A 24,225-nucleotide genomic window follows, 5' to 3' on the forward strand; every position below is an offset into this window, starting at 1 on the left:
ATTAATTGACAATCATTTCCGAATGTTTCAGATCGAGCGTAATCCGTTTACCTATCCAGTTCAGAGAAACTATACCATCGTAAATCAAGCCATCCACAAAGGAAACCCTTTGATTTTCAATTTTAACTGCCGGAGCATCCTGAAGCGTAAGTGACTGAATATTTGCCAGGTATATTTTAGTTTTCAGCTGAGGATTAAATTCACTTGGTTTATAAATGACGGCAACCTTTGAAGTATCTGTACTATCGATTCCTAAATCAGGCATATATTTGGCATTGATACGATACACGTTATTACCTGCCCCGCTATCTATAGAAAATTGCAGGTTAAGCTTATCATTCACCTTGAAATAAGCAAACATATCTAAAGCTTTATCACGCGATACTTCTAATTGCAACTTCACAGTCTTTCCTTTTTTCCTGCGTTGGGCAAAACTTTCAGTGGTTTCAAAAGTCAGCCTTTTATTTTCAAAATCTAGAGTTACAACCTGATTCTTAAAACTCATTAAGGAAATCAGTCCGTCAATTGGTCCAAAATCCACATCGAAAATGGTTAAGACCGGTTTTACTTCAGTATAAGTACCAATTACCAGCGAAGAAGCCTCATAAAGATTGGCATCCAATTTTTCTCCTGTTGCCCGGAAAGCAGTATATCCCCCGTCCTGTTTATGCAATCCTTCCATTTTGGAAGCAAACTTTTTGGTAACCATGGTCAGCCCCCCACCAGTATCAAAAACAAAATTTCCTTCTACTCCGTTAATTTTCGCTTTGACCATAATATGTCCCTGATTGGTTATCGTAACCGGAACACTGGTTTGTGCTTTTGTTATCCCTGTGGTTAACAAAGTCAAGATTAAAAAGATAAAAAAGGCAGAAGAGAGTGTACTTAATTTCAGCATAATCAATTTGGTATTCGAAAAGCGGAAATTACAAAAATGAGTTTGAAAAATATTATAACTTTGAAAAAAGATTAATATTTTTCAAACTACCTTTTTTCATGCCAAAAAAACACCTCGGATATCTTGTATTATTACTCGCTTTATGCTGTTTTTCTTCCTGTTTTCAGATCGTCGAAGAAATTAACCTGGCTGATAATGGTTCAGGTACGGTAAATCTGACGGTAAACCTGAGTGCCAGTAAGACCAAAGTAGCTTCCATTATGCTTTTAGATAGTGTCAACGGATATAAAGTCCCATCCAAACAAACTATTCAAAAAGAAATGGATGAAGTTGTGGCCTACCTAAAGAATTCACATGGCATCAGTAATGTCAAAAAGAAGATAGATTTTGAAAACTATATAGCCAGTATCAGCTTTGCTTTTGAGAATGTGTCCAATATCAACAACATCAATCAGCATGTTCTTAAAAAACTAAAAGTCAATGCAATAAACAACTCTTCTTATACTTACAGTACAACCACTCATATTTTTCAGCGTAACTATACCCATACCAAAGAAGCTATCACACAATACAATAAGCTCAAACCTGAGGTGAAAAATGTATTTAAAGAAGCGACCTATACCAGCATATACCGGTTTGAAAAACCAATCATTAACTATACCAATCCATTGGCTAAGGTCTCCAAAACCAAAAAAGCTATTCTGTTAAATACAGGTATATTAGGCTTGATCAATGGCAAAACTAATCTGACAAACAAAATTATCCTAAGCCCATGAAAAACTTTTATAAATATGTAATAAGTGCAGTCTTTACTTTCAGCACACTGGCAGTCAGCGCTCAAAACCTGGCCAGTAAAATCCCTTCAGATGCACTGATTGTGGTTACCCTTAAAGGAGATAACCTCACCCGGTTAATGTCTGTGAAAGAGTTTAACAACACTTTTGTCGGCAAAGAAATCACGGACAAACTAGCAGGATCTGCAAAAGGTAATTTTAAGACTATAGAAGATTTTGGATTTAACCTATCCTCTACCTTCTATTACTATAACCGGGGAAATGACAGTGTGAGCTATAACTGTGTACTCGCACCAGTTAAAAATGCAGGTCAGCTCGATCAGTTATTCAATGGAGCTGAAAAGTCGTTTACACAAAACGGAAAGTTAAGAACTTTTTACAGCCGTGATTCAACCGAGGTCATGGTCTGGAATGAAGAGATAATGCTTTTTGTGAAAAGTGATGGAAAAGAAAGCTATTTTTCAAGACCTGATGTCAGCAAACGTTTAGGTTTGACTACCCCCTTTGACCCCACAGTCATTGATACAGTACAGGCGGCAACAGCTGCTACTGACAGCGCCGTTGTCATGACAGAACCAGTCATACAGGAACCAGTTGTACCAAAAAAAACAATTACCCGTAAATCACAGCGGATTCATGTTAAAAACAAGAAACGTCATGTTTTAAAAAGAAAACCTGCAAAGAAAAAAACAATTCAGATTGAAGAACCAAGAATAGAACAATATGCACCCGATAGTACTGCTTATGCCACGGCAGACACCGCACGCTATAGTGAGACTATTGACACAGCACTGGCCAACTCTTATCTCAAAAATGACAGGATAAAGAAAGCAGAAACAGCCCGGTGGACAAAAAAGATGATTTCAGGTTATTTTGAAAAAAGTGATCAGTCATCGATATTAACCAATAAAGACTTTATTAAAAGCATAGATCAGAAAGCAGAAGCTACCGTATGGATTTCTAATGCAGTGAAATTAATGAATACCTATGTACCTGGTTCTTATTTAAAAGGTATTAATATCTTAAATGGATACGGAAGTGCCAATATCAAACTTTACCTGGAGAAAAGTGCCATCCGTATGCGTTCTGAAATCACCTTCAGCAATGAAATGGCTGCTGTCTTCAGAAAACTTAACAAAAGAAAATTAAACAGAAAGTTCTTCAATTATATCAATGAAGATAAATTGATTGGGTATATGGGTTATGCGATGGACAGCAAGGCCTACCTGGAAGAATATCCAAAGCTCATGAGCAAAATGTATGATTCTGTCTATAAAGATGAAGTAGCACTGGCCACAGACCTTTTCTCTTTATTGGTAGATGAGGAAGCAGTCAGCAAAGTCATTAAAGGTGATGGTTTATTCGTTTTTAATGGTCTGTCCCAGAAGGACAAAACTTATCAGACATATGAGTACAACGAACAAAATTTCGAGACTAAAACTGTTACCAAAACTAAGAAAGAAACATTACCCGATTTCCTGTTAATGGTCTCGACAGAAGATACCAGGCTGATCAATAAGTTAATTGCATACGGAGTAAAGAAAAATGCAGTGAAGGATCAGCAGAATTATTATGAATTAGCTATTTCTAAAAGCCCGATGCCGCTTTACTTTACCATTCAGGATGGAATCATCTTTTTAGGTACGAATGCAGACGAAATGAAACAGATTGCCAATCATCAATATCACGGAAACCTCTCTGGAAGACATAAAAAAATACTGTCCGGCAGTAATTTTGCTGCTTATTTCAGTGCGAAGAAACTAGCAGGAAAAATACCTGCGGAAGAAATTGGAAATCCTGAAAAATTGGCTAAAACGAATAAAGTTTTAAGTTCACTGGGAGATATTTATATCAAATCTGATCCAATCAACGGTAATGTATTCTCTGGTGAGATCAGTATGGATACTCCTGCACAACAACAAAATGCATTAAAGTATCTCTTTTCAATTATTGATGACACCCGGAAATAAATGATAAAAAAGGCATTCATAGCAGCAGTAATAGGAATTCTATTGCTGCTGCTGGCCGTTTATGGCTACCTGCAATACAGACAATACAGTTCCTACCAGAACAGCATTCCCCGGAATGCCTCCCTGATTTTTAAAATCAATGTCGACAGAATTGTCAAAAGAAAAAGATTAAATCCGTTTAAATCTTCTTCCAGAGGATTTGCAGTACCTGCCAATATTTTCATCTATAACTTAAATAATCAGCCGACAGAGACATTCTTCTGTACTCTACCAGTCACCGATACCGCGCTGTTAAAACAATATCTTAAAAACGAATTCAGAATAAATCAGCTGACCGAAATACAACCTGGCGTAATTACCGGAAAAAGTTCCGATCACAGACTCCGGGTAATCTATAATTCCAGCAGGTTGATCCTCTCCTATGCACTGTTTAAAGAAGATACGAGCCCCGAACTAGAACGCTTACTGAATGAAAAAGACCAGATGATCCCGGGTGATCAAAGGGTTGACAGACTGAAAAACCAAATGGCAGATATCACCTATGATTTCAAAACCTATACCGGAGCAGCAAACTTCAATGATCATATACTTACGTTGAATGGATCATTCCCGCTTGAAGAGCTTGGTGTCCCTGATTCGTCTTATCAACCAGCAAAGCTGCACCAGAACCTCAGCATGAAAATGTGGTTAAATGCAGACCTGAGAAAGGTATTACAAAAAGACATCCGGTTTAAAACCTATTTCCTCGAAAAGGATTCCATCCTGAAATACTACGATGGTTATACAGCTGTAGAATGCGGGACACTGCTCAGTCAATATGAACCAGTAGTCACCTATGAATATAATGATGAATTTGAAAAAGTAGAAAAGAAACAGCTGAAAGAAGTCAAAGTCCCTGAAATCAGCATCACCTGTAAGATAAAATCCCCGGCGTTAATCAACTATTTACAAAAACAGACTATTATCAGTTCTGAGAATAAGTTTAACAAAGAACTATTCCCTTTATATCAGGTTTACAGTATGCACAATTCAAAATTATGGCAACTAAGCACCAATCAAACAAAAAACCTTTCTCCAGCTCTGCAAACCAGTCCGTATTTTGCTTTTGCAGCAATTAACTTTGAGCAGCTCAGGAAGCAGAATCAGTTTCCCTTTTTAAATACTTACACCCGTTATTTGAAACAATTAAAACTAAAAGCTACGAAACAAACACCAACAGACGGAAAAATTGAGCTGGAGCTGCAACTGAGTGAAAAAGCAGCGCTCTGATCCTTATAATGTTTTTGCGGATTACCATTTTTTGAAAATTACAAATACGGCAAGAACTATCAGTGCAAAACCCAGCAGATGGTTCCAGCCTAATTTTTCATCCTTAAAAAATATAAGGGTAAATAACATAAAAATAGTTAGTGTAATAGCCTCTTGTATGGTTTTCAGCTGTACCAAGGTAAAAGGCCCTCCGTTTCCTTTAAAACCTCCTTCATTAGCAGGGACCTGAAAAAGATATTCAAAAAATGCCAAAGCCCAGCTAATCACAATAATCGAAAGCATACCCAGGTTTTTACCCCAGGAAAACTCTTTAAACTTCAGATGTCCATACCAGGCAAAAGTCATAAACAGATTAGAAATCGTTAAAAATAAAATTGTTTTCAGTCCTCTCATGGTGTAAAATTAAAGAAATAATCCAGAGACTATGATTTTCCTGAACACAGATATGAGGTTAAATCCTCTTTATTTTTTCTGAGCTCTCCTGTAATTGACGATTATGCCATTAAAAGCAGCACCGGCCAGAAGCAACACCAGGATAACCGACCCAGCCTTTGAAATGTATTCACCGTACAAATAAGAAACTGGCTGGAATATAAATGCAACCTGGTGATTTCCTGCCGGAATCTGCGCTGCACGCAGCAAATAATCGGCCCTTAGATATGGTCTTTTAATACCATCAATCTCCAGCCTCCAACCCTTATCGTAATAAACCTCCGAAAAGACAGCCAGCTGCGAAACACTGGATTTTGTCTGATAACTTACATAATCCGGTGAATATTCTACCAGCTTTATAGTTGCCAGCGTATCCTTTCCTGCTGACAAGTCCAATGTCTTATACTGCTGATCAACAATGGCCTCATTTCGCGCCGAAAAACTGCTTAGAGACTGCATTTCTTCATCTGCATTCTTTACATATTTAATGGTTTTCACAAACCAGGCATTTCCGCAGGTCTGTTCATTTCTAACTACCTTTAAACTTTTTCCCGCTGAATCCGGCATGATGATATACTTGGTATTCAGCATATTTAAGACCTCCGGATTTACCTGCTTGCCTGTCATCTGGTTATCTATCAATTCATCATATCTTTTCAGACGTGCGGCAGAATAACCACCGATACTTTTATGAAAAAACGGATTCTGGATATCCATTTTCAAATTAGCTGTTGCATCAAATACTTTGAAATTGGGGTCAGTATCCTGCGCAATCTGAACATCTACTTCTCTTGGATTAACCAGGGCCTCCTGCTTTTCTGTAAAGTTTGAAGTCTTCAGATAACGTCTGTCCACAACCCATAAATCGGCAGATATCAACACCAATAAGGCTATAGAAAATAGCTGCAGGTTAATTTTCTGTTTGATAAATGCCCAGACCAGACCAAATGAAATCAGAATAAAGATTAGCGAGCGGATAGCATCACTTCTTTCCAGGTTTGCCCTGTCTGTCATCAGTGCGCGGGCAATATCATTAGCCATTACGCGATCACCTTTTAAAGCTTGTGCAAGTATAGTTATTCCATTTGCTTCATCACCAGGTCTAAAATCTAATAAAAGACCTGGAAGTGCAATTAATAAAAGTGTCAGGCCTCCGGTAATATAGAAGGCGAGTTTGAATTTTTTCAGGATATAGACTTTATCCGGATTAACAGTCAGTTCCTGAACTGCCAGAAAAGCTAAAACCGGAACGCATAAACCAGCAACGGCAAGTATGGATTCAACTGTCCGGAATTTATTATAAAGCGGAAAATAATCAAAAAACAGATCTGAAGCATAGGGCCAATTGCTGCCAAATGACAACATCATGGTTAATATAACTGTTCCGGCCAACCACCATTTAAGCCTGCTTTTCACGACCACTAAACCGAATATAAAAAGAAAACAGATCACCGCACCAAAGTAAAACGGTCCTGCAGTAAAGGGCCTTTTTTCGCCCCAGTACAGAGAAAGTCCCGGAATACTTGAAATCTGGTTTGCATAGGTGATGGCCTCTTCGGTTGAAACACCTTTATTTGTAAATACCCTGGTAATCTCTGATTGTGGATTAATCAGGTCGGCCCCCGAAGCTCCACCATAAGCATTCGGGACTAAAAATGTCAGGGACTCACCTACTCCCTGACTATACTGATAAGCATATTCTTTAGCTAAACCTGTAGCCGGTTCTTTACTGTTATTTGTCAGGTTAGATTTTCCCCGGTAACTATCCTTACTGTATTCATAAGTACTCCACATCAAAGAAGCATTTACGGCCAGGGCTAATAATACTGCAGCTGATAAAAAGGCTATCGATTTAAAAAAGAGAACAGTTTTTTTAGCCTTAACAGCATGGTACAGCTCTATAACGACAAGGATAAGTATGGCAATTAACAAGTAATAGGTCATCTGAATATGATTGGCCTTAATTTCCATAGCCAGAAAAAGTGCTGTTAAAACAGCCCCCACAAAGTACTTCCCTCTGAGTGTCAGAATTATCCCGGCAAGGATCGGTGCGAAAAATGCAATAGCAAATGCCTGATTGGCATGACCGGCAGCTAGTAAAATTATATTATAAGAAGAAAAGGTAAAAGCAATAGCCCCAGCCGCTGCAAGCCAGGGATTAAGCTTTAAGACCAGGAACAGAAAATAAGCTCCTGACAATAATAAAAGTACTGTGCCTACCGGATTTGGGAATAAATAATTAATACCATTGACTACGTGTGTAGTAATATTAGCAGAATAAGGTGCCCAGATCTGGAAAGCCGGCATACCACCAAAAATCTGGTTAGTCCATAAAACGGTTGTTCCTTTAGACCGGTAATCCATGATCTCTTTTTGAGTGGATTGAGCTCCAGTTACATCGCTTTGCCCCAATACTTTCCCATGGAACGAAGGGTTAAAATATAAAAAGCATAATAAAAAGAATATTCCTGCGATAAGCAAGTGAATGCCATAACGTTTAAACCAGTCAGTCATATCTGAAGAAAAATTATTCCTCCAATTTACAAATCTGACTTCATTAAAAGCAATATTATTATTGCTACCAGCCCATTAGCTCCATTACCCGTCTGAATTCTTCGTTCAAAGGGGCCTTCAGATGAATATCCTCTTGTGTAACAGGATGTTTAAACATTAGTTCAGAAGCATGCAATAACATAGTCGTCATTTCCCATTGTTCTTTAAAGAACCTGTTCTGTTTATTACAGCCATGTTTACGATCCCCAATAATCGGATAAAAAATATGTGCAAAATGCTTACGCAGCTGGTGCATCCGGCCCGTAGTTGGGGTGGCTTCTACCAGTGAATAACGGGAAGTTGGATGTTTACCGAAAGCGACATCTAGTTCAGCACGCTTCAGTGTAACAAAAGCTGTAAAAGCCTCTTGAATAGTCCCGTTTTCTTTAGCTAAGGGATAATCAATATCCTGACTATCGGGTGCATACCCCCTTACTACTGCCAGATATTTCTTTTGAACTTCACCCTCCTGAAACTGCATCTGCATCGCAGTTTCAACATCCTTCTCAAAAGCAAATAATAATAAACCACCAGTTTTCCGGTCTAAGCGGTGTACAGGGCTCACCCGTCTGTTTACCTGATCCCTTAAAAGCTGCAAAGCGAACTCTTTAGCATCGTTGGCAATAGAAGAGCGGTGTACTAATAGTCCGTGTGGTTTATTGATCGCGATCAGATGATCATCCTGATATACAATTTCAAGCATTAATTTTTTCCGCGAATATAGGCTTTTTAAGGAATATATGATCAGCAGGAGTAAACAGATCACTCCTGCTGATTGTATCTATTGAACCTTTTTCAAAATATCCTCAAGCATCTGGTTCGAAAATTTACCCCCCGAAAAATTGATCAGTTTATAGACGGGCATATCATTCAGCATGGTCATCATCATCAGGTTAGTCTTCTCTTTTGCCTTCCTTTGCTCAGGACTGAGCTTCTCATCCGGTTTAGCTGTCAGGTCAACCCCAAATGACTTCATTAATACCGGATAAATCAGTTTTCCTTTAGGATGTGCCCGAAAATCTTTCAGCATAGAATTACGTGTTAATGCAGCTAAAACCGTATTCTCTGAACTCACCCTTACTTCCTTTTGCAAAGGAAGTAAATTCGATGCGCCACCAACCCGGATCAGAAAAACTCCTGGTTTAACGGCCCAGTCATGTTGCTGAACATCATAATAAGCAAAATCACGTTTGCCCAGTTTAAATCCAATAGTTTTTTCTTCTCCTGGTTTCAGGTTTAGTTTAGCAAAGGCTTTTAACTCCTTAACAGGATGTACAATGGTAGAATCCGAACCACTGATATACAGCTGTACAATTTCCTTACCGGATACATTGCCAGTGTTTTTCACCCTGAATTGCACCTGTAAACTATCTGCATCTTTTATGCTTTCCGCGCCCAGTTCAAGTCCGGAATAAGCAAAAGACGTATAACTTAAGCCATAACCAAAAGCAAACTGAGGAGTAATCTTTCGTTTATCATAATAACGATACCCAATAAAAATTCCTTCTCCGTAATTCGCCTGCTGATTCAGACCCGGAAACTCCAGAGCCGTCGGCGTATCATCAACAAATTTAGCAAATGTTTCTGCCAGCTTACCCGATGGATTTACTTTCCCGCTCAACACATCGGCAATAGCCCCACCCCCTGCCTGTCCGCCAAGCCAGCCTTCAAGTACTCCTTTTACTTTCCCTAGCCAGGGCATGGTGATCGCCGAACCATTCATCAGCACCACAACCGTATTTTTCTGTACGGCAGCAATAGCTTCGATCAGCTGATTATGAGCAACTGGCATAGCTAATGAGGAACGGTCAAAACCCTCAGATTCATAACTATCCGGAAGTCCGGCAAATATAACCGCTACATCAGCAGCTGCAGCAGTTTTGACTGCCTCGCTGATTAATGCAGCCGAAGTCTGATCCTCATCTCTGTACCCTTGCGCATAAGTAAGCTGTGCATTTCCTGCCAGAAGCTGCATTTCGGTAAAGGCATTGCTGATTTTAATCGGGTTTACCTGTGAACTTCCTGCTCCCTGATATCTTGGAATTTTAGCAAAACCACCTATAAAAGCAATCTTTTGCTTTTTAAGATTTAAAGGCAGAATATGATCCTGATTTTTCAGTAAAACAAGACTTTCCCCACTCGCTTCCCTGGCCAGCAGATTATGCTGATCTGCATCAAATTTAGCTCCAGCCTGATGACTATCTTTAGCCCTTAACAACACAGTTAGTAGCTGAGTTACACTTTCATCTAATGTAGCCACCGGAAGTACCCCACTATTCACCGCCTTGATCAGTTCCTGCTGATTTACCTCACCACTTCCCGGCATTTCCAGGTTCATACCTGCAACAAGTCCGTTTACCCTGTTACTAACCGCTCCCCAGTCGGATACCACAAAACCTTCAAAACCCCAGTTTTTGCGAAGGATACTCCTTAATAATAAAGCATTTTCGGATGCGTAAACACCATTCAGTTTGTTATAGGCACACATGACTGTCCAGGGTTTACCCTCCTTAACTGCAATTTCAAAAGCAGTCAGATAGATTTCATGCAGCGTACGTTCATCCACATTCGAACTATTTGTCATTCTTTCAAATTCCTGATTATTTACTGCAAAATGTTTTAATGAAGTACCCACACCTTTGCTCTGCACACCTCTGATATAAGATGCAGCCATTTTACCAGCCAATACCGGATCCTCAGAAAAATATTCAAAATTCCGGCCTCCAAGCGGAGAACGTTTCATATTCACACCTGGGCCTAAAAGAATCTGGACATCATTGGCCTGGCTCTCCTCTGCTAAGGCAACCCCAACCCGATTAATTAAAGCAGTATTCCAGGATGAGGCTAACGCCGAAGCTGTGGGAAAACAAGTAGCAGGTACAGCCTGGCCTAAAGCCGAACCAATTGCTTTACGTAATCCATGAGGACCATCGGTCATAAAAACTGAAGGAATGCCCAATCGTTTGATTTCATGGGTTTGCCACCAGCCGTCACCACTCAGTAACATAGTCTTTTCTTCCAGTGTCATTTTTGACACCAATCCGGCTGCTTTTGCAGGGTAATCCACCTGTTGTGCTGAAGCATAGGCAGGAATGACCAGCAATAAAAAATAAATAGATTTTAAGTTCATCAGGATAAGGTTTAATATTTGGTAAACGCGCAAATTTTCTCCCAAAAGCCTAACCCTTTTTATATTGCTTCGTTATGAAGCAATGATATATTATTTTCTTTAAACATGCAAATAAAAAAGGCTTGGGCATGACTATATAACACAGAATATCAACGCAATACTATTTAAACAGAGCTTTAGACATCCATTATTAGCTAAATTTTAAACAGATTCTTATATTGCCGGCAATGGGACTAGATCAACGCATCATCGAAAAAAGTAAATTGCTGTGGGAACAATGTTTACCTCATATTTCAGTAGACAGTGTCGTATTTGGTTTTCATGAAAACCAGCTTAAAGTCTTGTTATTAAAAATGACTGCTGCACAGCAATGGCTCCTTCCGGGTGGTTATGTCTACAAAGATGAAAACTTACAGGATGCAGCACAGCGTGTACTTACCGAACGTACAGGTGCGCAAAGAGTTTATTTGCAGGAATTTGGCGTATTTGGTACCCTTAACCGTTCGGAGGGGTTCTTTACAGATTATGAGGATGGTCTCTGGTATAAACAGCGTTTCATTTCCGCAGGCTTTTATGCACTGGTTGATTATACGGCTGTAAATGTAACAGCAGATGAATATAGCGAAACCTGTGAATGGCGAAATATAGATGACCTTCCTGAACTGGCGATGGACCATCAACTGATTTATACTAATGCTTTAACTGTATTAAGACAACAGTTAAGCTATAAGCCTATTGGGATGAGTTTACTTCCAGAAAGATTTACGATTTCGGAGTTACAGAAACTGTATGAAACGATCCTGGGCCGGACTTTGAACAGAGGTAATTTTTACCGCCGGATTATGCGGTTTGGGATCCTGGTTAAACACGAAGACCCGCGTAAAGGAGGAGCGCACAAGGCACCCTTCCTTTACAGCTTCGATCCTCATCAATATCATGAGTCGCTACAGGGACTCGACTGGTAGCTGGTTATTTCCAGCCACCACCTAATGCACGGTAAAGATTAACTACAGCCTGTAATTTCTGCAGGTGATCGCTTACACCACTTAATTGCGCTGCCAGCAAACTCTGTTCAGAAGTCAATACATCTGTATAATTAGTCGCTGAGCTATAGCGTAATAAATCCTGTGTATAATCTACAGCTTTAACTAATGCGGCTATTTGTTTTGCTCTTGAATCTTGTTTTTCTACTGCTGTTTCATAAGCGTAAAGCGCATTGGAAACTTCCTGACCGGCTACATACAGGCTTTGCTGAAAGTTATTCATAGCCTGTATTTGCGCAGACTGTGCTGTCTTCAAACGTGCTTTATTCTGCCCCTGGTTGAAAATTGGCTGAGTCAAACCACCAACTAAATTATAGAAGACAGAATGGTCAAAGAAATCTTTCAACTGCAAATTAGAAAATCCGCCAGTGGCACTTAAAGTCAAAGTCGGATAGAAATAGGTCCTGGCCAGGTTCGTGTTCTCAAAAGCACTTCTGAAAGCAAATTCTGCCTGCTGAACATCAGGACGGTTCTGCAATAATTGCGCAGGAACACCTACTGTCAATGTAGTTGGTACAGTCTGCTGATCCATTGTACTTCTGTCAATAGAACCTGGATTCTGAGCTAATAAGATACTCATGGCATTCTCTGTCTCGCGGATACTTCTCTTTAAATCAGGGATAGTTACTTCAGTCGCGTAACGGCTGGCTTCACTTTGTACCACGGCTGCACCGTTAACAACAGCTCCTTCTTTTAAGCTTTTCATGGTCTCTACACTTGCAATCCTGCTTTTAAGGGTTGCCTGCGTAATTGCCAGCTGTTGATCCAGAGCCAGTAAATTATAATAATTATTAGCAATATCGGCGATTAACTGAGTCTGGATAGCCTTTTTAGCTGCATCAGTCCCCAGGTACTGAGCCAGGGCCGCTCTTTTAGAGCTACTCAGCTTACCCCATATATCAGCTTCCCATGAAGTAGTCATGGAGAGCTGGTAGGTATTGGTCAAAGTATTGATATTGATCCCCGGAGGAAAATTCAGACCAGCCGATGATTGTTTACTTCTGGTGTAATTCGCCCCTGCACTCAAACTAGGTAAAAAGGCCATTTTAGCCTTTTGTACAGTCGCCTGAGCCTGTAAAATGTTTTGTATCGCATTTTTCAGGTTGATGTTCTGATCAAGACCTCTCTGAATCAAAACTTTGAGTTTCTCATCAGTAAACAAACTCTGCCATGGCTGGGTAGCTATGGTTGCAGAATCTGTTGAGTTTTGTCCGCGATACAGACCATCGGTCTGCATCTTAGGTTTTTCATAAGTTTTCGTCACCGAGCAAGCGCTGAAAAGGGCTGCGGCCGCCAGGAGTGCAAAAACCTGTTTGTTATATTTATGAGTCATTTTCTTCTGTTCTATGTGTTAAAATCAGCTATGCCTTTGGTGAATCAATCGCTTTTTGCTCTTCTGTGCTATTTAATTCTTCTTCATCATCATAGTCATAACTTGCTCTGGCCGGACCACTGATCTTCTCCTGTAAAGTCTGGAAGATGATAAACAATACGGGAATTACAAAAACCCCTAAGATTGTTCCGATCAACATCCCACCTACTGCACCAGTACCGATAGATTTATTACCGATCGCACCAGCACCACTAGAGAACATCAAAGGCATCAATCCAAAGATAAAGGCAAATGAAGTCATCAGAATAGGTCTCAAACGGGCAACAGCTCCTTCAACAGCAGATTGTATAATCGGCATACCTTTTCTTCTTCTGTCCAGTGCAAACTCTACAATCAAAATACCATTCTTGGCCAATAGACCGATAAGCATGATCAATGAAATCTGCAGATAGATATTACTGTTCAGTTTAAAGATGATTGAGAAAATATAGGCTCCCGCCAATCCAAACGGAATAGATAACAATACCGCAAAAGGAAGGATATAACTTTCATACTGCGCACTCAATAAGAAATACACGAAAACCAGACAAAGGATAAAGATAAATACGGTCTCACTTCCTGAAGCCAGCTCTTCACGGGTAAGACCCGAAAAGTCATATCCATATCCCTGAGGCAGAGACTGTGCTGCTACTTCCTGAATAGCCTTGATGGCATCTCCAGAACTATAACCCGGATTCGGTGCACCGGTGATACCAATTGAACTGAATAAGTTAAACCTCGAAATAGATTCAGGGCCATATACCCTGGTCATTTTCACAAATTCAGTTATCGGTGCCATATTACCTGCACTATTACGTACAAATATTTTATTCAGCCCTTCAGGATTAGAACGGTATTGGTCAGCTGCCTGAACCATTACCCTGTACTGCTTACCATATTTGTTAAAGTTCGAAGCATATAAACCACCATAATACCCCTGCATAGTTTGCAAAACCGTGCTCACACTCACACCGGCATCTTTACATTTTTCCAGATTTACATCCATCATATACTGAGGGAAGTTAGGATTGAAGGATGTCGTTGCGTACTGAATCTCCGGACGTTTACTCAGGTTAGCCAGGAACTCATTGTTGATTTTGAAGAAATCGGCTGTGCTATGTCCACCTTTATCCTGTAACTGGAATTCAAATCCACCACTCTGACCAAAACCCTGGATGGTTGGTGGAGAAATAAAGAAGATACTTGCTTCGCGGATTCCGGCAGTTTTACCAAACAGCTCACCCACTACATCATCAACTGTACGTTTACGCTGATCCCATGTTTTCAGTTTCAGGATAACCATACTATAAGCACTACCGGCACCAGCTGTAAAGTTCTGTCCTACTATACGCAGTGTATTCTGTACCTCTGGTATCGTATTGGCAATACTATCTACTTTCACAGTTACTGCTGCTGTCCGCTCCATCGAAGCAGAAGGCGGCAAACTGATATTGGCAAAGATAGTACCCTGATCTTCCGCCGGAACAAAGGCCGAAGGTGTAGTTTTCATCATATAATACAACCCTGCACCAGCAATTACAATTGCGCCCAGAACAATCCATTTCCTACCGGCAAGGAATTGTACCGAACGTTTATACCGGTTAGTCAGGCTCTCAAAAGCTACGTTAAAAGCAGTATAGAAGCGTTGCAGGAAACTCTTGTGTTTATGATCGTCTTTATGTGGTTTAAGCAACAGCGCACATAAGGCCGGACTTAAAGTTAAAGCGTTAATTGCAGATAAGATAATCGCTACTGCAAGGGTGATACCAAACTGCTTATAAAACACTCCTGTAGAACCAGTAATGAAAGTTACCGGGATAAATACAGCAGCCATAACAAGAGTGATAGAGATAATCGCCCCAGATATCTCATCCATAGCATCAATTGTGGCTTTACGGGCAGATTTATAGCCATGATCTAATTTCGCATGGACTGCCTCGACCACTACAATCGCATCATCGACCACAATACCAATGGCCAGCACCAGTGCAAAAAGTGTTAACAGGTTGATCGTAAAACCAAATAAATTCAGGAAAAAGAAAGTACCTACAATTGCTACCGGAACAGCGATCGCTGGTACCAGTGTAGATCTGAAATCCTGAAGGAAAATAAATACCACGATGAATACCAGGATAAAAGCTTCAATCAGGGTATGGATTACTTTATCAATAGAAGCATCCAGGTTTTCATTCACGTCTACCAATGTGGTATACTGAATTCCCTTAGGGAAGGTTTTGGCAGCTTCTTCAATGATCTTTTTAGATTGATTAATTACATCCCTGGCATTGGATCCTGGAGTCTGACTGATCGCCATCGCTACAGATTCTTTACCATTGGTCTCAATCGTAGAGGCATAACTTAAAGAACCCAGTTCAACTTTAGCCACATCTTTCAAACGTAATAACTGTCCGTTACCAGCCGATTTAATGACGATATTCTCGAATTCACTGACCTGGCTTAAACGCCCCTTATAACGGATAACATACTGGAAAGACTGATTACTGTTTTCTCCAAACTTTCCGGGAGCAGCCTCCACATTCTGTTCTGCCAGGGCAGCCGTAATATCACTGGGAATCAATCCATACTGCTGCATCAGATCTGGTTTTAGCCAGATACGCATCGAATAATCTTTAGCACCGAATACCGAAGCATTACCTACTCCCGTAACACGTTGTAACTGTGGCACTAGGTTGATCTTGGCGAAATTCTGCAAAAAGGTCTGGTCATAAGCTTTATTGTCACTATACAACGAGAAAATCAATAAGTTACTACTCTGACTTTTAGTTACCGTTACACCAGCCAGTGTAACCTCGGCAGGTAATAAACTGGTAGCCCTTGAAACTCTGTTCTGCACGTTTACAGCTGCCAGATCCGGGTCGGTACCTACTTTAAAATAGATACTGATACTCACCGTACCATCGTTGGCAGAGGTCGAGGTCATATAAGTCATGTTCTCTACCCCATTAATCTGTTCTTCGAGTGGGATAACCACACTTTTTAAAACCACATCGGCACTTGCTCCAGTATAACTGGCAGAAACGTTAACCGTAGGCGGCGCAATATCCGGGTACTGCGCAATGGGCAGGGACGTGAGCCCCAGGATACCCAGAATAACAATAATCACAGAGATTACTGTCGAGAGAACTGGTCTCTGTATAAATATTTTAAACATCTGTTCTTATTTTAAGTCTGCGTAAACAGTTTCTGGATTCTCGGCATTCGCTTTAATCTGCGTGCCATCTTTTAAAGTTGCGACACCTTCTAATACGATCTGATCACCGGCTTTCAGACCAGTCTGCACTACATAGAAGTTACCAGCAGTATTCTCCATGATTGATATGGCTACATTTTTGGTTTTACTATCTGCCCCTACTACTACCACAAAACGTTTATCCTGCAATTCAAAAGTTGCACTCTGAGGAACCAGTATAACGTCTTTTAAAGCGTTCGGAATTCTAACCGTTGCACTGCTTCCACTACGGATAATACCTTTAGGATTAGGGAAACGTGCCCTGATATTCGCAGAACCTGTAGCTGTATTAATTAATCCGTTTACTGTTTCTATACGACCTTCTTCAGTATAAGGAGAACCATCAGAAAGTAATAAAGAAACTTTAGGAAGTTTAGCTAGTTTCTGCGCAAAAGTTCCACTGCCGTCTTTTGTAAAATCAAGCAATAATTTCTCATTTAATGCAAAATAAGCATATACATTTCCTATACTCGAGACAGTAGTTAAAGGATCAGCGGTTGTGCTGCTTACCAGACTTCCTAAACGATAAGGGATTGAACCTACTACTCCGTTAACAGGACTATAAACAGTAGTATAACCCAGGTTGGTTTTAGCATTTGCTAAAGCAGCCTTTGCCGTATTTACCGCTGCCTGAGCTGATTCATAAGTGTACTGTGCAGATTCCAGTTCATATTTACTGACAATGTCCTTTTCCACTAAAGGTTTTACCTTATTTACAGCCAGTTTTGCCGCATTTAACTGTGCCATCGCATTCGCAATACTTGCATTTGCCGTTCTCACATCCTGTTCATATTGTGGTGCATTGATTTTAAACAATGGCTGACCAGTCTTAACAATAGCCCCCTCATCTACAAAGATCTTATCGATATAGCCATCAACTCTCGGCCTGATTTCAATATTCTGCTGTCCTTGTATACTTGCAGGATAATCGGTGTTTAAAGTAGCAGATCTTGGCTCCAGTTTCAGGACTTTAAATTCCTTCACCTGACCAGCTGCCGCTGCAGCCTGTGCGGCTTTGTTTTTATTGTTGCCACATGAGGCGAGGGTCAATCCTGTCAAAAGCAGGAGCCCAATCTGTATTGTTGTTTTCATATTTATTCTAATGCTGAGGGGTTTCTATATTTAATTATTACGATTTATTTATTCGGATAGATCATTTCAAAAATCAGTTGCTTTCTTTGTTTCATCATCTGTATATATTCATGATCGCTTATTCTCATAAAGCCTTTACTTAAGGTACTTGCTAACAAAGGATAAGCCATTAATGAAAAAAGATTAATCATAAACTGCCGGGGGTCCATGACGGTAATATTTCCTTTGTCCATCTCTTCTTTGATATCGGCCAGAAAAGGTTTAACATGCGTATCATGTACCTGGTCCTCAAGCCCCTGGTTATGTCGGTTAGTTTCCGTAATCAGGAACAATTCCCGATATGGCAGCGCGCTCGTTTCATCTATAAAAACACTGATCAGTTTTTTTAATTTTTCTTTAAAGCTTAGTTTACCAATAAATATAGAAGACATAATCTGGCGCAGCTCTTCTAATGCTTCTTCGGCAACCTGTTCGAACAAAATTTTTCTGGAGCGGAAATAGTAATGAACCAGCGTTCTGTTGACACCAGCTGCATCAGCTATATCCTGCGTAGTTGCATGTAATTTCCCTTCAGCAAAGAATATTTTCTTAGCAGTGTCCTTAATCAATTGTTCCGTGCCCTTATCCTTAACCATTGTCTTCAATATTTTTAATATTAATATTTAACATTTTTGTTAAATAAAGATATCAGGAGACCTATTAAATTATATCATTTCAATGCAATCTAAATGTGGCCTTTATTTCAATATAAACTGAGTGTAGTCCGAAATTACCAAAACAGTATCCATTAAAAAAAAGAAATTGACCAGGAGGCCAAACACACCGACGAACAGCAGGTTTAACCAGATTTACGTTTTTCACGTTTTAGCAGCTTACTCACATGACTTTCATCGGTAAGTCCAAATTCGGCAGCAATTTGTTTCAGGCTGTAATGCCCGCTTTCCATACGTTTACGAATTAGAGTTTTGCGGTAATCACCGATATAATCCCGGAGTGTCAAACCAGTATTTCGCTTAAAATAGGGTCCGATATAATCGGCGGTGGTATGGAACTGTTTAGCCATTATTTCCGCTTTCAATTTACCGGGGTTATAAATATATTCATGAATATAAGCAAATACTGCTTCCATTTCCCTGTTTTTCTGAGGAGTAGCAGTAATTTCAGGTAAATTTCTTTTCAATAAGGTGGCGATTGCCATAATCTGGAGCCAAACTAGGCGCTCATTAGCTACCAAAGAGTGCTTGAGTGAAATGATCACTTCGTAAATCTGGCCTATAACCAGCTGATCTTGCACATTGAGTTCAAATCTGGACAAACGGGTTTCCCTGTTTTTGATCAGGTATTCCATCTCCCGCACCCATTGTTCTTTGAACTGCTCCTCTCCATGCAGATAAAGGTCAGTAAACTTCAAAAAAACAAAATGTGTACTTTCCCTGATTTTGAAATAATGTTCATCTTCAGGCCCCAGCAAAAACAGGTTTCCCTGAGCATAGGTAATAATCTCTTTATTGAGATAATGATCTCCAGATCCTTTTTTAATATAGATCAGTTCGTAATGATTATGATTATGTACCGGATGCGCCCATTTCTTCACTTCAAAAGAAGAGATAATGACAGGTTGAAACTGGCGGTAACGTTTCATAACGGAAAGATACAAAATCTTGTTAGTATTCTACCTATAACCACCCCGAGATTCTGCCCAACTTTGGTCTATAAAACAGATACAAATGAAAACAGCATTGATTGTAGGTGCCAATGGCGTAATTGGAAGTAACCTGATTAAACATCTATCTGGTCTGGACGACTGGCATATCATAGGTCTATCCCGTCGTGGTGGAATAAATAAAGACAGACTGAAGTTTATTTCCGTTGACCTGCTTGATCCCCAGGACACCCTCAGAAAGCTCAGTAAATTGAGCGAAGTAACACATATTTTTTACACCGCTTATCAGGACCGTCCCAGCTGGGCACAAATGGTAGCCCCAAACCTGGCTATGCTGGTCAATGTAGTAAATGCAATAGAACCCGTAGCCCTAAATCTCAAACATATTAGTCTGATGCAGGGCTACAAAGTATATGGTGCCCACCTGGGCCCTTTCAAAACCCCGGCAAAAGAAACTGATGCAGGACATATGCCTCCTGAATTCAATGTAGATCAGCAACACTTCCTGGAACAACGCCAGCAAGGGAAGAGCTGGACCTGGTCGGCGATCAGACCCTCAGTAGTAGGTGGAACTGCACTGGGCAATCCGATGAACCTCGCGCTGGTTATTGCTGTTTATGCTTCTATTTCAAAAGAACTGGGTATTCCTTTAAGATTCCCTGGCAAACCTGGCGCCTACGATAAGTTAATAGAAGTCACAGATGCGGGTTTACTGGCAGATGCAACAGTATGGGCGGCTACCCAGCCTCAGGGTGCAAACCAGGCTTTTAATATCAATAACGGTGATTTATTTCGCTGGAATGAACTCTGGCCAAAAATCGCCGCTTTTTTTGAAATGGAGACTGCCCCTCCTCTTCAACTCTCCCTGCAAACCGTGATGGCAGATAAAGCAGATTTATGGAGCAGTATTCAGGAAAAATATAGCCTGCAAAGACATGATTACGCTGATTTGTCATCATGGGCTTTTGGCGACTTCGTATTTTCCTGGGACTATGATTTCTTTGCAGACGGCTCAAAAGCCCGTCGTGCCGGATTTCACCGGTATGAAGATACTGAAGAAATGTTCTTCCGTTTATTCAGGGAACTTCGTCAGCAAAAAGTTATTCCTTAGATTTTAATAAATTCGGAATGAGCAATTTATTCCAGATTTGATAACCAGTGGCATTCATATGCAGCATATCCTCTTTAAAGAGTTTAGGCTGCATATCTCCCTTACTATCCAGCATAGGCTGATAAACGTCAATGAAGGTTGTATTTTGCTCCCCCTTTAAAAACTGCTGCACCAATAGATTAGCCCTTTTTCCCTTTTCCAGATATTTTGCTCTTGAAGGACTTGCTTTAATAGCTAAATAGACAATAGGTATAACTGGTAGTCTAGCTCTGATATCAGTGTACATTTTTTTGAAATCCTGAAAAACGGCGTCACCATCAGGAGCCTGAATCAGATCATTTTCGCCTACATAAATAACCAGCTGTTTTGGATGATATGGAAATACGATATCTTCCAGATAACGATCCACGTCGGCAGTTACCGCACCACCAATCCCGCGGTTCAATACCGTATAATCTTTAAAAGCTTTATTAAAATCAACCCACAAACGAATAGAAGAGCTTCCTATAAACAAAATAGGATTTTTTGGAGGGGCATAAATCTGATCATATGCTTTTATAGTTTGAATATCGTTCCAAAATGCAGGTTTGTCCTGTGAAAAGGAATTAAAATTAAATAATAAAAGAAATGCAGAGCCAAGCGCAGCTGTTTTAAATACTTTTAACATATTTTTTATCAGTATATATTGTTTTTTATAAAATTATGAACTAAGACCGGTAAAATTAAAGTATCAAATTATATTTTGCGCGTGATTAGTACTATTTCTCTTAAAGACAGGGGCTAATTACATTTAAAGCAGTATTCTTTGCTATTAACTGTTTAAACAACCACATCATTGTTTTGTCATTTTAATGTAATCCAACTTGTGAATATTCAGTGATGTATTACATTTGGCCAAAATGCAGCCTTAACAGGATACAAAGCAAAAACAATTTGGCGTTTTTGTTGCTTTCATATAAATGGAATAAATAAATCCTGATTTAAATTATATTTGGCTGCATCAAACCTTAAGAATGGATCCTAACACAGAAAATCCGAATATCACGCCCCACAAATATGTCGTCTCTAAAAGACTCGACAATATGTTCTTCAGTATTTATCATGCCTACCAGTTTGTACTTCGTTTTTTCAAGGAAGTTTTAGTGCCTCCCTACGAGTTTAAAGAAATCATTCATCAATGTTATGAGGTGGGTTATAAATCATTACCCCTGATTTCACTCACAGGTTTCATTACCGGAGTGGTGTTCACCAATCAATCCCGACCTTCACTGGCCAATTTTGGAGCAACTTCCTGGTTACCCTCACTAATTTCTATTGCGATTATACGGGCACTGGCACCGCTGGTTACCGCATTAATTGCTGCCGGAAAAGTAGGTTCCAATATGGGGGCCGAACTGGGTTCCATGAAAGTTACCGAGCAGATTGACGCCATGGAAGTATCAGCAACAAATCCATTTAAGTATCTGGTAGTCAGTAGAATATTAGCTACCACCTTTATGATACCTATACTTGTGATGTATACTGCCTGTGTTGCACTGATGGGTGCTTTTTTAAGTGTTCATAGTAACGAGCAAACCAGTTTTGCTATGTTCTTCTCACAGGTATTTGATACGATCAGTTTTCTTGATATATTTTCTACTACCTTTAAGTCTACCGTATTTGGTTTTACTATAGGTGTAGTTGGATGTTATCATGGCTATAACTCTTCAAAAGGTACAGAGGGTGTAGGAAGAGCGGCCAACTCGGCTGTGGTTGCAGCCATGTTCCTGATCTTTGTGGAAGAAATTGTTATTGTTCAAATTGTAAACGCTTTCCGTTAAGATGGTCAAAAAACAGAAGCTGATTGACAGGACAAACGCTGTTATCTCAATCAAGGATTTAAAAAAGTCTTTTGGTGATCTTGCTGTATTGAGAGGTGTTGACCTTGAAGTTTATCAAGGTGAAAACCTGGTTGTTCTTGGCCGTTCTGGTACAGGAAAATCAGTATTGATTAAAATTATATCAGGCCTGCTCCTTCCCGATCACGGGGATGTGGATGTTCTGGGACAAAGTGTTGAGCATTTAAGCACTAAAGAACTAATGGAACTCCGTCTTAAAGTAGGTTTTTCTTTTCAAAACAGTGCCTTATATGATAGTATGACTGTCCGTCAGAACCTTGAATTTCCTTTAGTAAGGAACTCCAGAAATCTGAAACGTAAACAGATCAATGTTGAAGTAGAAAGCGTACTGGAAGCAGTTGGTTTATCACAAACTATTGAGCAGATGCCTTCGGAACTCTCCGGTGGACAACGTAAAAGGATTGGTATTGCAAGGACTTTAATCCTTCGTCCGGAAATTATGCTTTACGATGAGCCTACCGCCGGTCTTGACCCGATAACCTGTATTGAAATCAACAACCTGATTAATGAAGTTCAGGAAAAATATAAAACAACTTCTATCATTATCACACACGATTTAACCTGTGCTAAAGAAACTGGCGACAGAATTGCTATGCTTCTGGATGGTCAGTTTGCTATACAAGGAACATTTGATGAGGTCTTCGCCAGCCAGGATGACCGTATTCAATCTTTTTACAATTATAATTTTACACAATAAATGAGCGCTACAGAAAACAAAAGATCCATAGTTGTAGGAATTTTCATCTTTATCGGACTCCTTATCTTCATTGCCGGGGTACTTACATTGGGTGGGAAGCAAAAACGGTTTGTCAGCAGTATTACACTTAAAGCTATTTTCAATAATGTCAATGGTATACAGGCGGGTAACAATATTTTCTTTTCAGGAGTAAAAATTGGTACTGTCAGCAAAATTAACTTTTATGGGAATGCACAGGTCGAAGTGACCATGCATATTGAAGAGTCTGCCCAAAAATATATACACAAAAATGCTTTAGCCAAACAAGGCTCTGAAGGGTTCATTGGTAATAAAATGATTGAGATCATAGCTGGTAGCGGTGAAGCTCCGGAAGTAGAAGACGGCGACCGCTTAAATGTAGTTTCTGCCCTGGGCCCGGATGACATCATGAAAACATTACAGGCTAATAATAAAAACATCCTGGCTATTACTGATGATTTTAAAAAGGTAACCACTAATATGCTTCAGGGAAAAGGTACTTTGGGTACTTTACTGGCGGATACCGCGATGGCAGCCCGCTTACGTCAGATGACCGTTAACCTCGAGAATGCTTCTGCAAGTACAGCAAGAGTCACATCTGCCGTTGCTTTATACACTTCTAAATTAAATACTAAAGGGACATTGACTAATGAACTGTTAACTGACACTACAGTATTCGCTAACCTTAAAAAAGCAGTGAAAAGTCTGCAAAACACAGCAGCTTCAGCTTCAGAAATGACCAATAACCTGAAAGTAACCAGTAATAAACTGAATTCAGATAAAAACGCTGTGGGTGTATTATTGAATGATGAACAGACAGCAACCAAATTGAAAAATACAGTAAGCAACCTTGAATCGAGCACTAAAAAACTGGATGAGAATATGGAAGCCTTACAACATAACTTCCTGTTAAGAGGCTTCTTTAAAAAGAAAGCTAAAACAGAAGCTGCCGAAAAAGAAAAGGCACAGCAGCAGCAGGAACAAAAATAAAGCTGAGGATAATCAGCACACAAAAAAGCCCGTTTATCAAATGAT

19 protein-coding genes are annotated in these 24,225 nt (G+C 39.9%); 8 read left to right on the plus strand and 11 right to left on the minus strand.

Features of this window, described 5'->3' with window-relative positions:
- Nucleotide 1: 1 nt before the first annotated feature.
- Nucleotides 2–898 carry a retropepsin-like aspartic protease gene (locus HDF25_RS04185; RefSeq protein ID WP_184623085.1) on the minus strand — a complete coding sequence of 299 codons (897 nt, stop codon included), beginning with the start codon at nucleotides 896–898 and terminating at the stop codon, nucleotides 2–4.
- 98 nt (nucleotides 899–996) lie between these two features.
- Here HDF25_RS04185 and HDF25_RS04190 point away from each other — a divergent pair, with 98 nt between their 5' ends.
- Genes HDF25_RS04190 through HDF25_RS04200 form a run of 3 tightly spaced genes read left to right on the plus strand, consistent with a single transcriptional unit; the run spans nucleotide 997 to nucleotide 4,931 of the window.
- A complete protein-coding gene (locus HDF25_RS04190; protein WP_184623087.1) occupies nucleotides 997–1,674 on the plus strand; it encodes a hypothetical protein in 678 nt (225 codons plus the stop codon).
- Nucleotides 1,671–3,662, plus strand: coding sequence for a hypothetical protein (locus tag HDF25_RS04195; protein WP_184623089.1), 1,992 nt, complete (start codon nucleotides 1,671–1,673; stop codon nucleotides 3,660–3,662). The genes HDF25_RS04190 and HDF25_RS04195 overlap by 4 nt, the downstream gene beginning before the upstream one ends.
- Nucleotides 3,663–4,931 (plus strand): hypothetical protein, encoded by a 1,269-nt coding sequence (locus HDF25_RS04200; RefSeq protein ID WP_184623091.1) that lies wholly within the window; start codon nucleotides 3,663–3,665, stop codon nucleotides 4,929–4,931.
- Nucleotides 4,932–4,952: 21 nt separating this feature from the next.
- On the opposite strand, the gene HDF25_RS04205 is transcribed toward HDF25_RS04200, so the two are convergent.
- The 4 genes from HDF25_RS04205 to HDF25_RS04220 all read right to left on the minus strand — a co-directional run bounded on the left by HDF25_RS04205 (nucleotide 4,953) and on the right by HDF25_RS04220 (nucleotide 11,046).
- Nucleotides 4,953–5,324 (minus strand): DMT family protein, encoded by a 372-nt coding sequence (locus HDF25_RS04205; protein ID WP_184623093.1) that lies wholly within the window; start codon nucleotides 5,322–5,324, stop codon nucleotides 4,953–4,955.
- 69 nt (nucleotides 5,325–5,393) lie between these two features.
- Complete coding sequence (locus HDF25_RS04210) at nucleotides 5,394–7,877, minus strand: YfhO family protein (protein WP_184623096.1); 2,484 nt, start codon at nucleotides 7,875–7,877, stop codon at nucleotides 5,394–5,396.
- 64 nt (nucleotides 7,878–7,941) lie between these two features.
- Complete coding sequence (locus HDF25_RS04215) at nucleotides 7,942–8,619, minus strand: pseudouridine synthase (RefSeq protein WP_184623098.1); 678 nt, start codon at nucleotides 8,617–8,619, stop codon at nucleotides 7,942–7,944.
- A gap of 78 nt (nucleotides 8,620–8,697) precedes the next feature.
- The gene (locus tag HDF25_RS04220) at nucleotides 8,698–11,046 is read right to left on the minus strand and encodes a glycoside hydrolase family 3 C-terminal domain-containing protein (protein WP_221450846.1); all 2,349 of its coding nucleotides are present in this window, start codon (nucleotides 11,044–11,046) and stop codon (nucleotides 8,698–8,700) included.
- A 227-nt stretch (nucleotides 11,047–11,273) separates the two neighbouring features.
- On the opposite strand from HDF25_RS04220, the gene HDF25_RS04225 reads away from it, so the two are divergent.
- Nucleotides 11,274–12,011, plus strand: coding sequence for an NUDIX hydrolase (locus HDF25_RS04225; RefSeq protein ID WP_184623100.1), 738 nt, complete (start codon nucleotides 11,274–11,276; stop codon nucleotides 12,009–12,011).
- Between the two features lie 4 nt (nucleotides 12,012–12,015).
- Here HDF25_RS04225 and HDF25_RS04230 read toward each other — a convergent pair whose 3' ends face one another.
- The 5 genes from HDF25_RS04230 to HDF25_RS04250 all read right to left on the minus strand — a co-directional run bounded on the left by HDF25_RS04230 (nucleotide 12,016) and on the right by HDF25_RS04250 (nucleotide 19,445).
- Entirely contained in the window at nucleotides 12,016–13,422 is a 1,407-nt protein-coding gene (locus tag HDF25_RS04230; protein ID WP_184623102.1) for an efflux transporter outer membrane subunit, read from the minus strand.
- Between the two features lie 28 nt (nucleotides 13,423–13,450).
- Entirely contained in the window at nucleotides 13,451–16,633 is a 3,183-nt protein-coding gene (locus HDF25_RS04235) for an efflux RND transporter permease subunit (RefSeq protein ID WP_184623104.1), read from the minus strand.
- Between the two features lie 6 nt (nucleotides 16,634–16,639).
- Nucleotides 16,640–17,803 carry an efflux RND transporter periplasmic adaptor subunit gene (locus tag HDF25_RS04240; protein ID WP_184623106.1) on the minus strand — a complete coding sequence of 388 codons (1,164 nt, stop codon included), beginning with the start codon at nucleotides 17,801–17,803 and terminating at the stop codon, nucleotides 16,640–16,642.
- A gap of 44 nt (nucleotides 17,804–17,847) precedes the next feature.
- On the minus strand, nucleotides 17,848–18,438 hold the full coding sequence (locus tag HDF25_RS04245; protein ID WP_184623108.1) for a TetR/AcrR family transcriptional regulator: 591 nt from the start codon (nucleotides 18,436–18,438) through the stop codon (nucleotides 17,848–17,850).
- A 203-nt stretch (nucleotides 18,439–18,641) separates the two neighbouring features.
- Nucleotides 18,642–19,445: an AraC family ligand binding domain-containing protein gene (locus tag HDF25_RS04250; protein WP_184623110.1), complete on the minus strand. Its 804-nt coding sequence runs from the start codon at nucleotides 19,443–19,445 to the stop codon at nucleotides 18,642–18,644.
- A gap of 85 nt (nucleotides 19,446–19,530) precedes the next feature.
- Here HDF25_RS04250 and HDF25_RS04255 point away from each other — a divergent pair, with 85 nt between their 5' ends.
- A complete protein-coding gene (locus HDF25_RS04255) occupies nucleotides 19,531–20,577 on the plus strand; it encodes an SDR family oxidoreductase (RefSeq protein WP_184623112.1) in 1,047 nt (348 codons plus the stop codon).
- Here the strand turns inward: HDF25_RS04255 and HDF25_RS04260 are convergent.
- Entirely contained in the window at nucleotides 20,567–21,244 is a 678-nt protein-coding gene (locus HDF25_RS04260) for a GDSL-type esterase/lipase family protein (protein WP_184623114.1), read from the minus strand. The genes HDF25_RS04255 and HDF25_RS04260 overlap by 11 nt on opposite strands.
- Before the next feature lie 346 nt (nucleotides 21,245–21,590).
- Between HDF25_RS04260 and HDF25_RS04265 the strand changes: the two genes are divergently transcribed.
- The 3 genes from HDF25_RS04265 to HDF25_RS04275 are packed head-to-tail and all read left to right on the plus strand — an operon-like array spanning nucleotide 21,591 to nucleotide 24,180.
- Nucleotides 21,591–22,397, plus strand: a complete 807-nt coding sequence (locus tag HDF25_RS04265; protein WP_184623116.1) for an MlaE family ABC transporter permease — start codon at nucleotides 21,591–21,593, stop codon at nucleotides 22,395–22,397.
- Between the two features lies 1 nt (nucleotide 22,398).
- Entirely contained in the window at nucleotides 22,399–23,172 is a 774-nt protein-coding gene (locus HDF25_RS04270) for an ABC transporter ATP-binding protein (protein WP_184623118.1), read from the plus strand.
- A complete protein-coding gene (locus tag HDF25_RS04275; protein ID WP_184623120.1) occupies nucleotides 23,173–24,180 on the plus strand; it encodes an MlaD family protein in 1,008 nt (335 codons plus the stop codon).
- Nucleotides 24,181–24,225: the final 45 nt, after the last annotated feature.

The sequence above is a fragment of the Pedobacter cryoconitis genome, from assembly GCF_014207135.1.
GTDB classification, from domain to species: Bacteria; Bacteroidota; Bacteroidia; order Sphingobacteriales; family Sphingobacteriaceae; genus Pedobacter; species Pedobacter cryoconitis_D.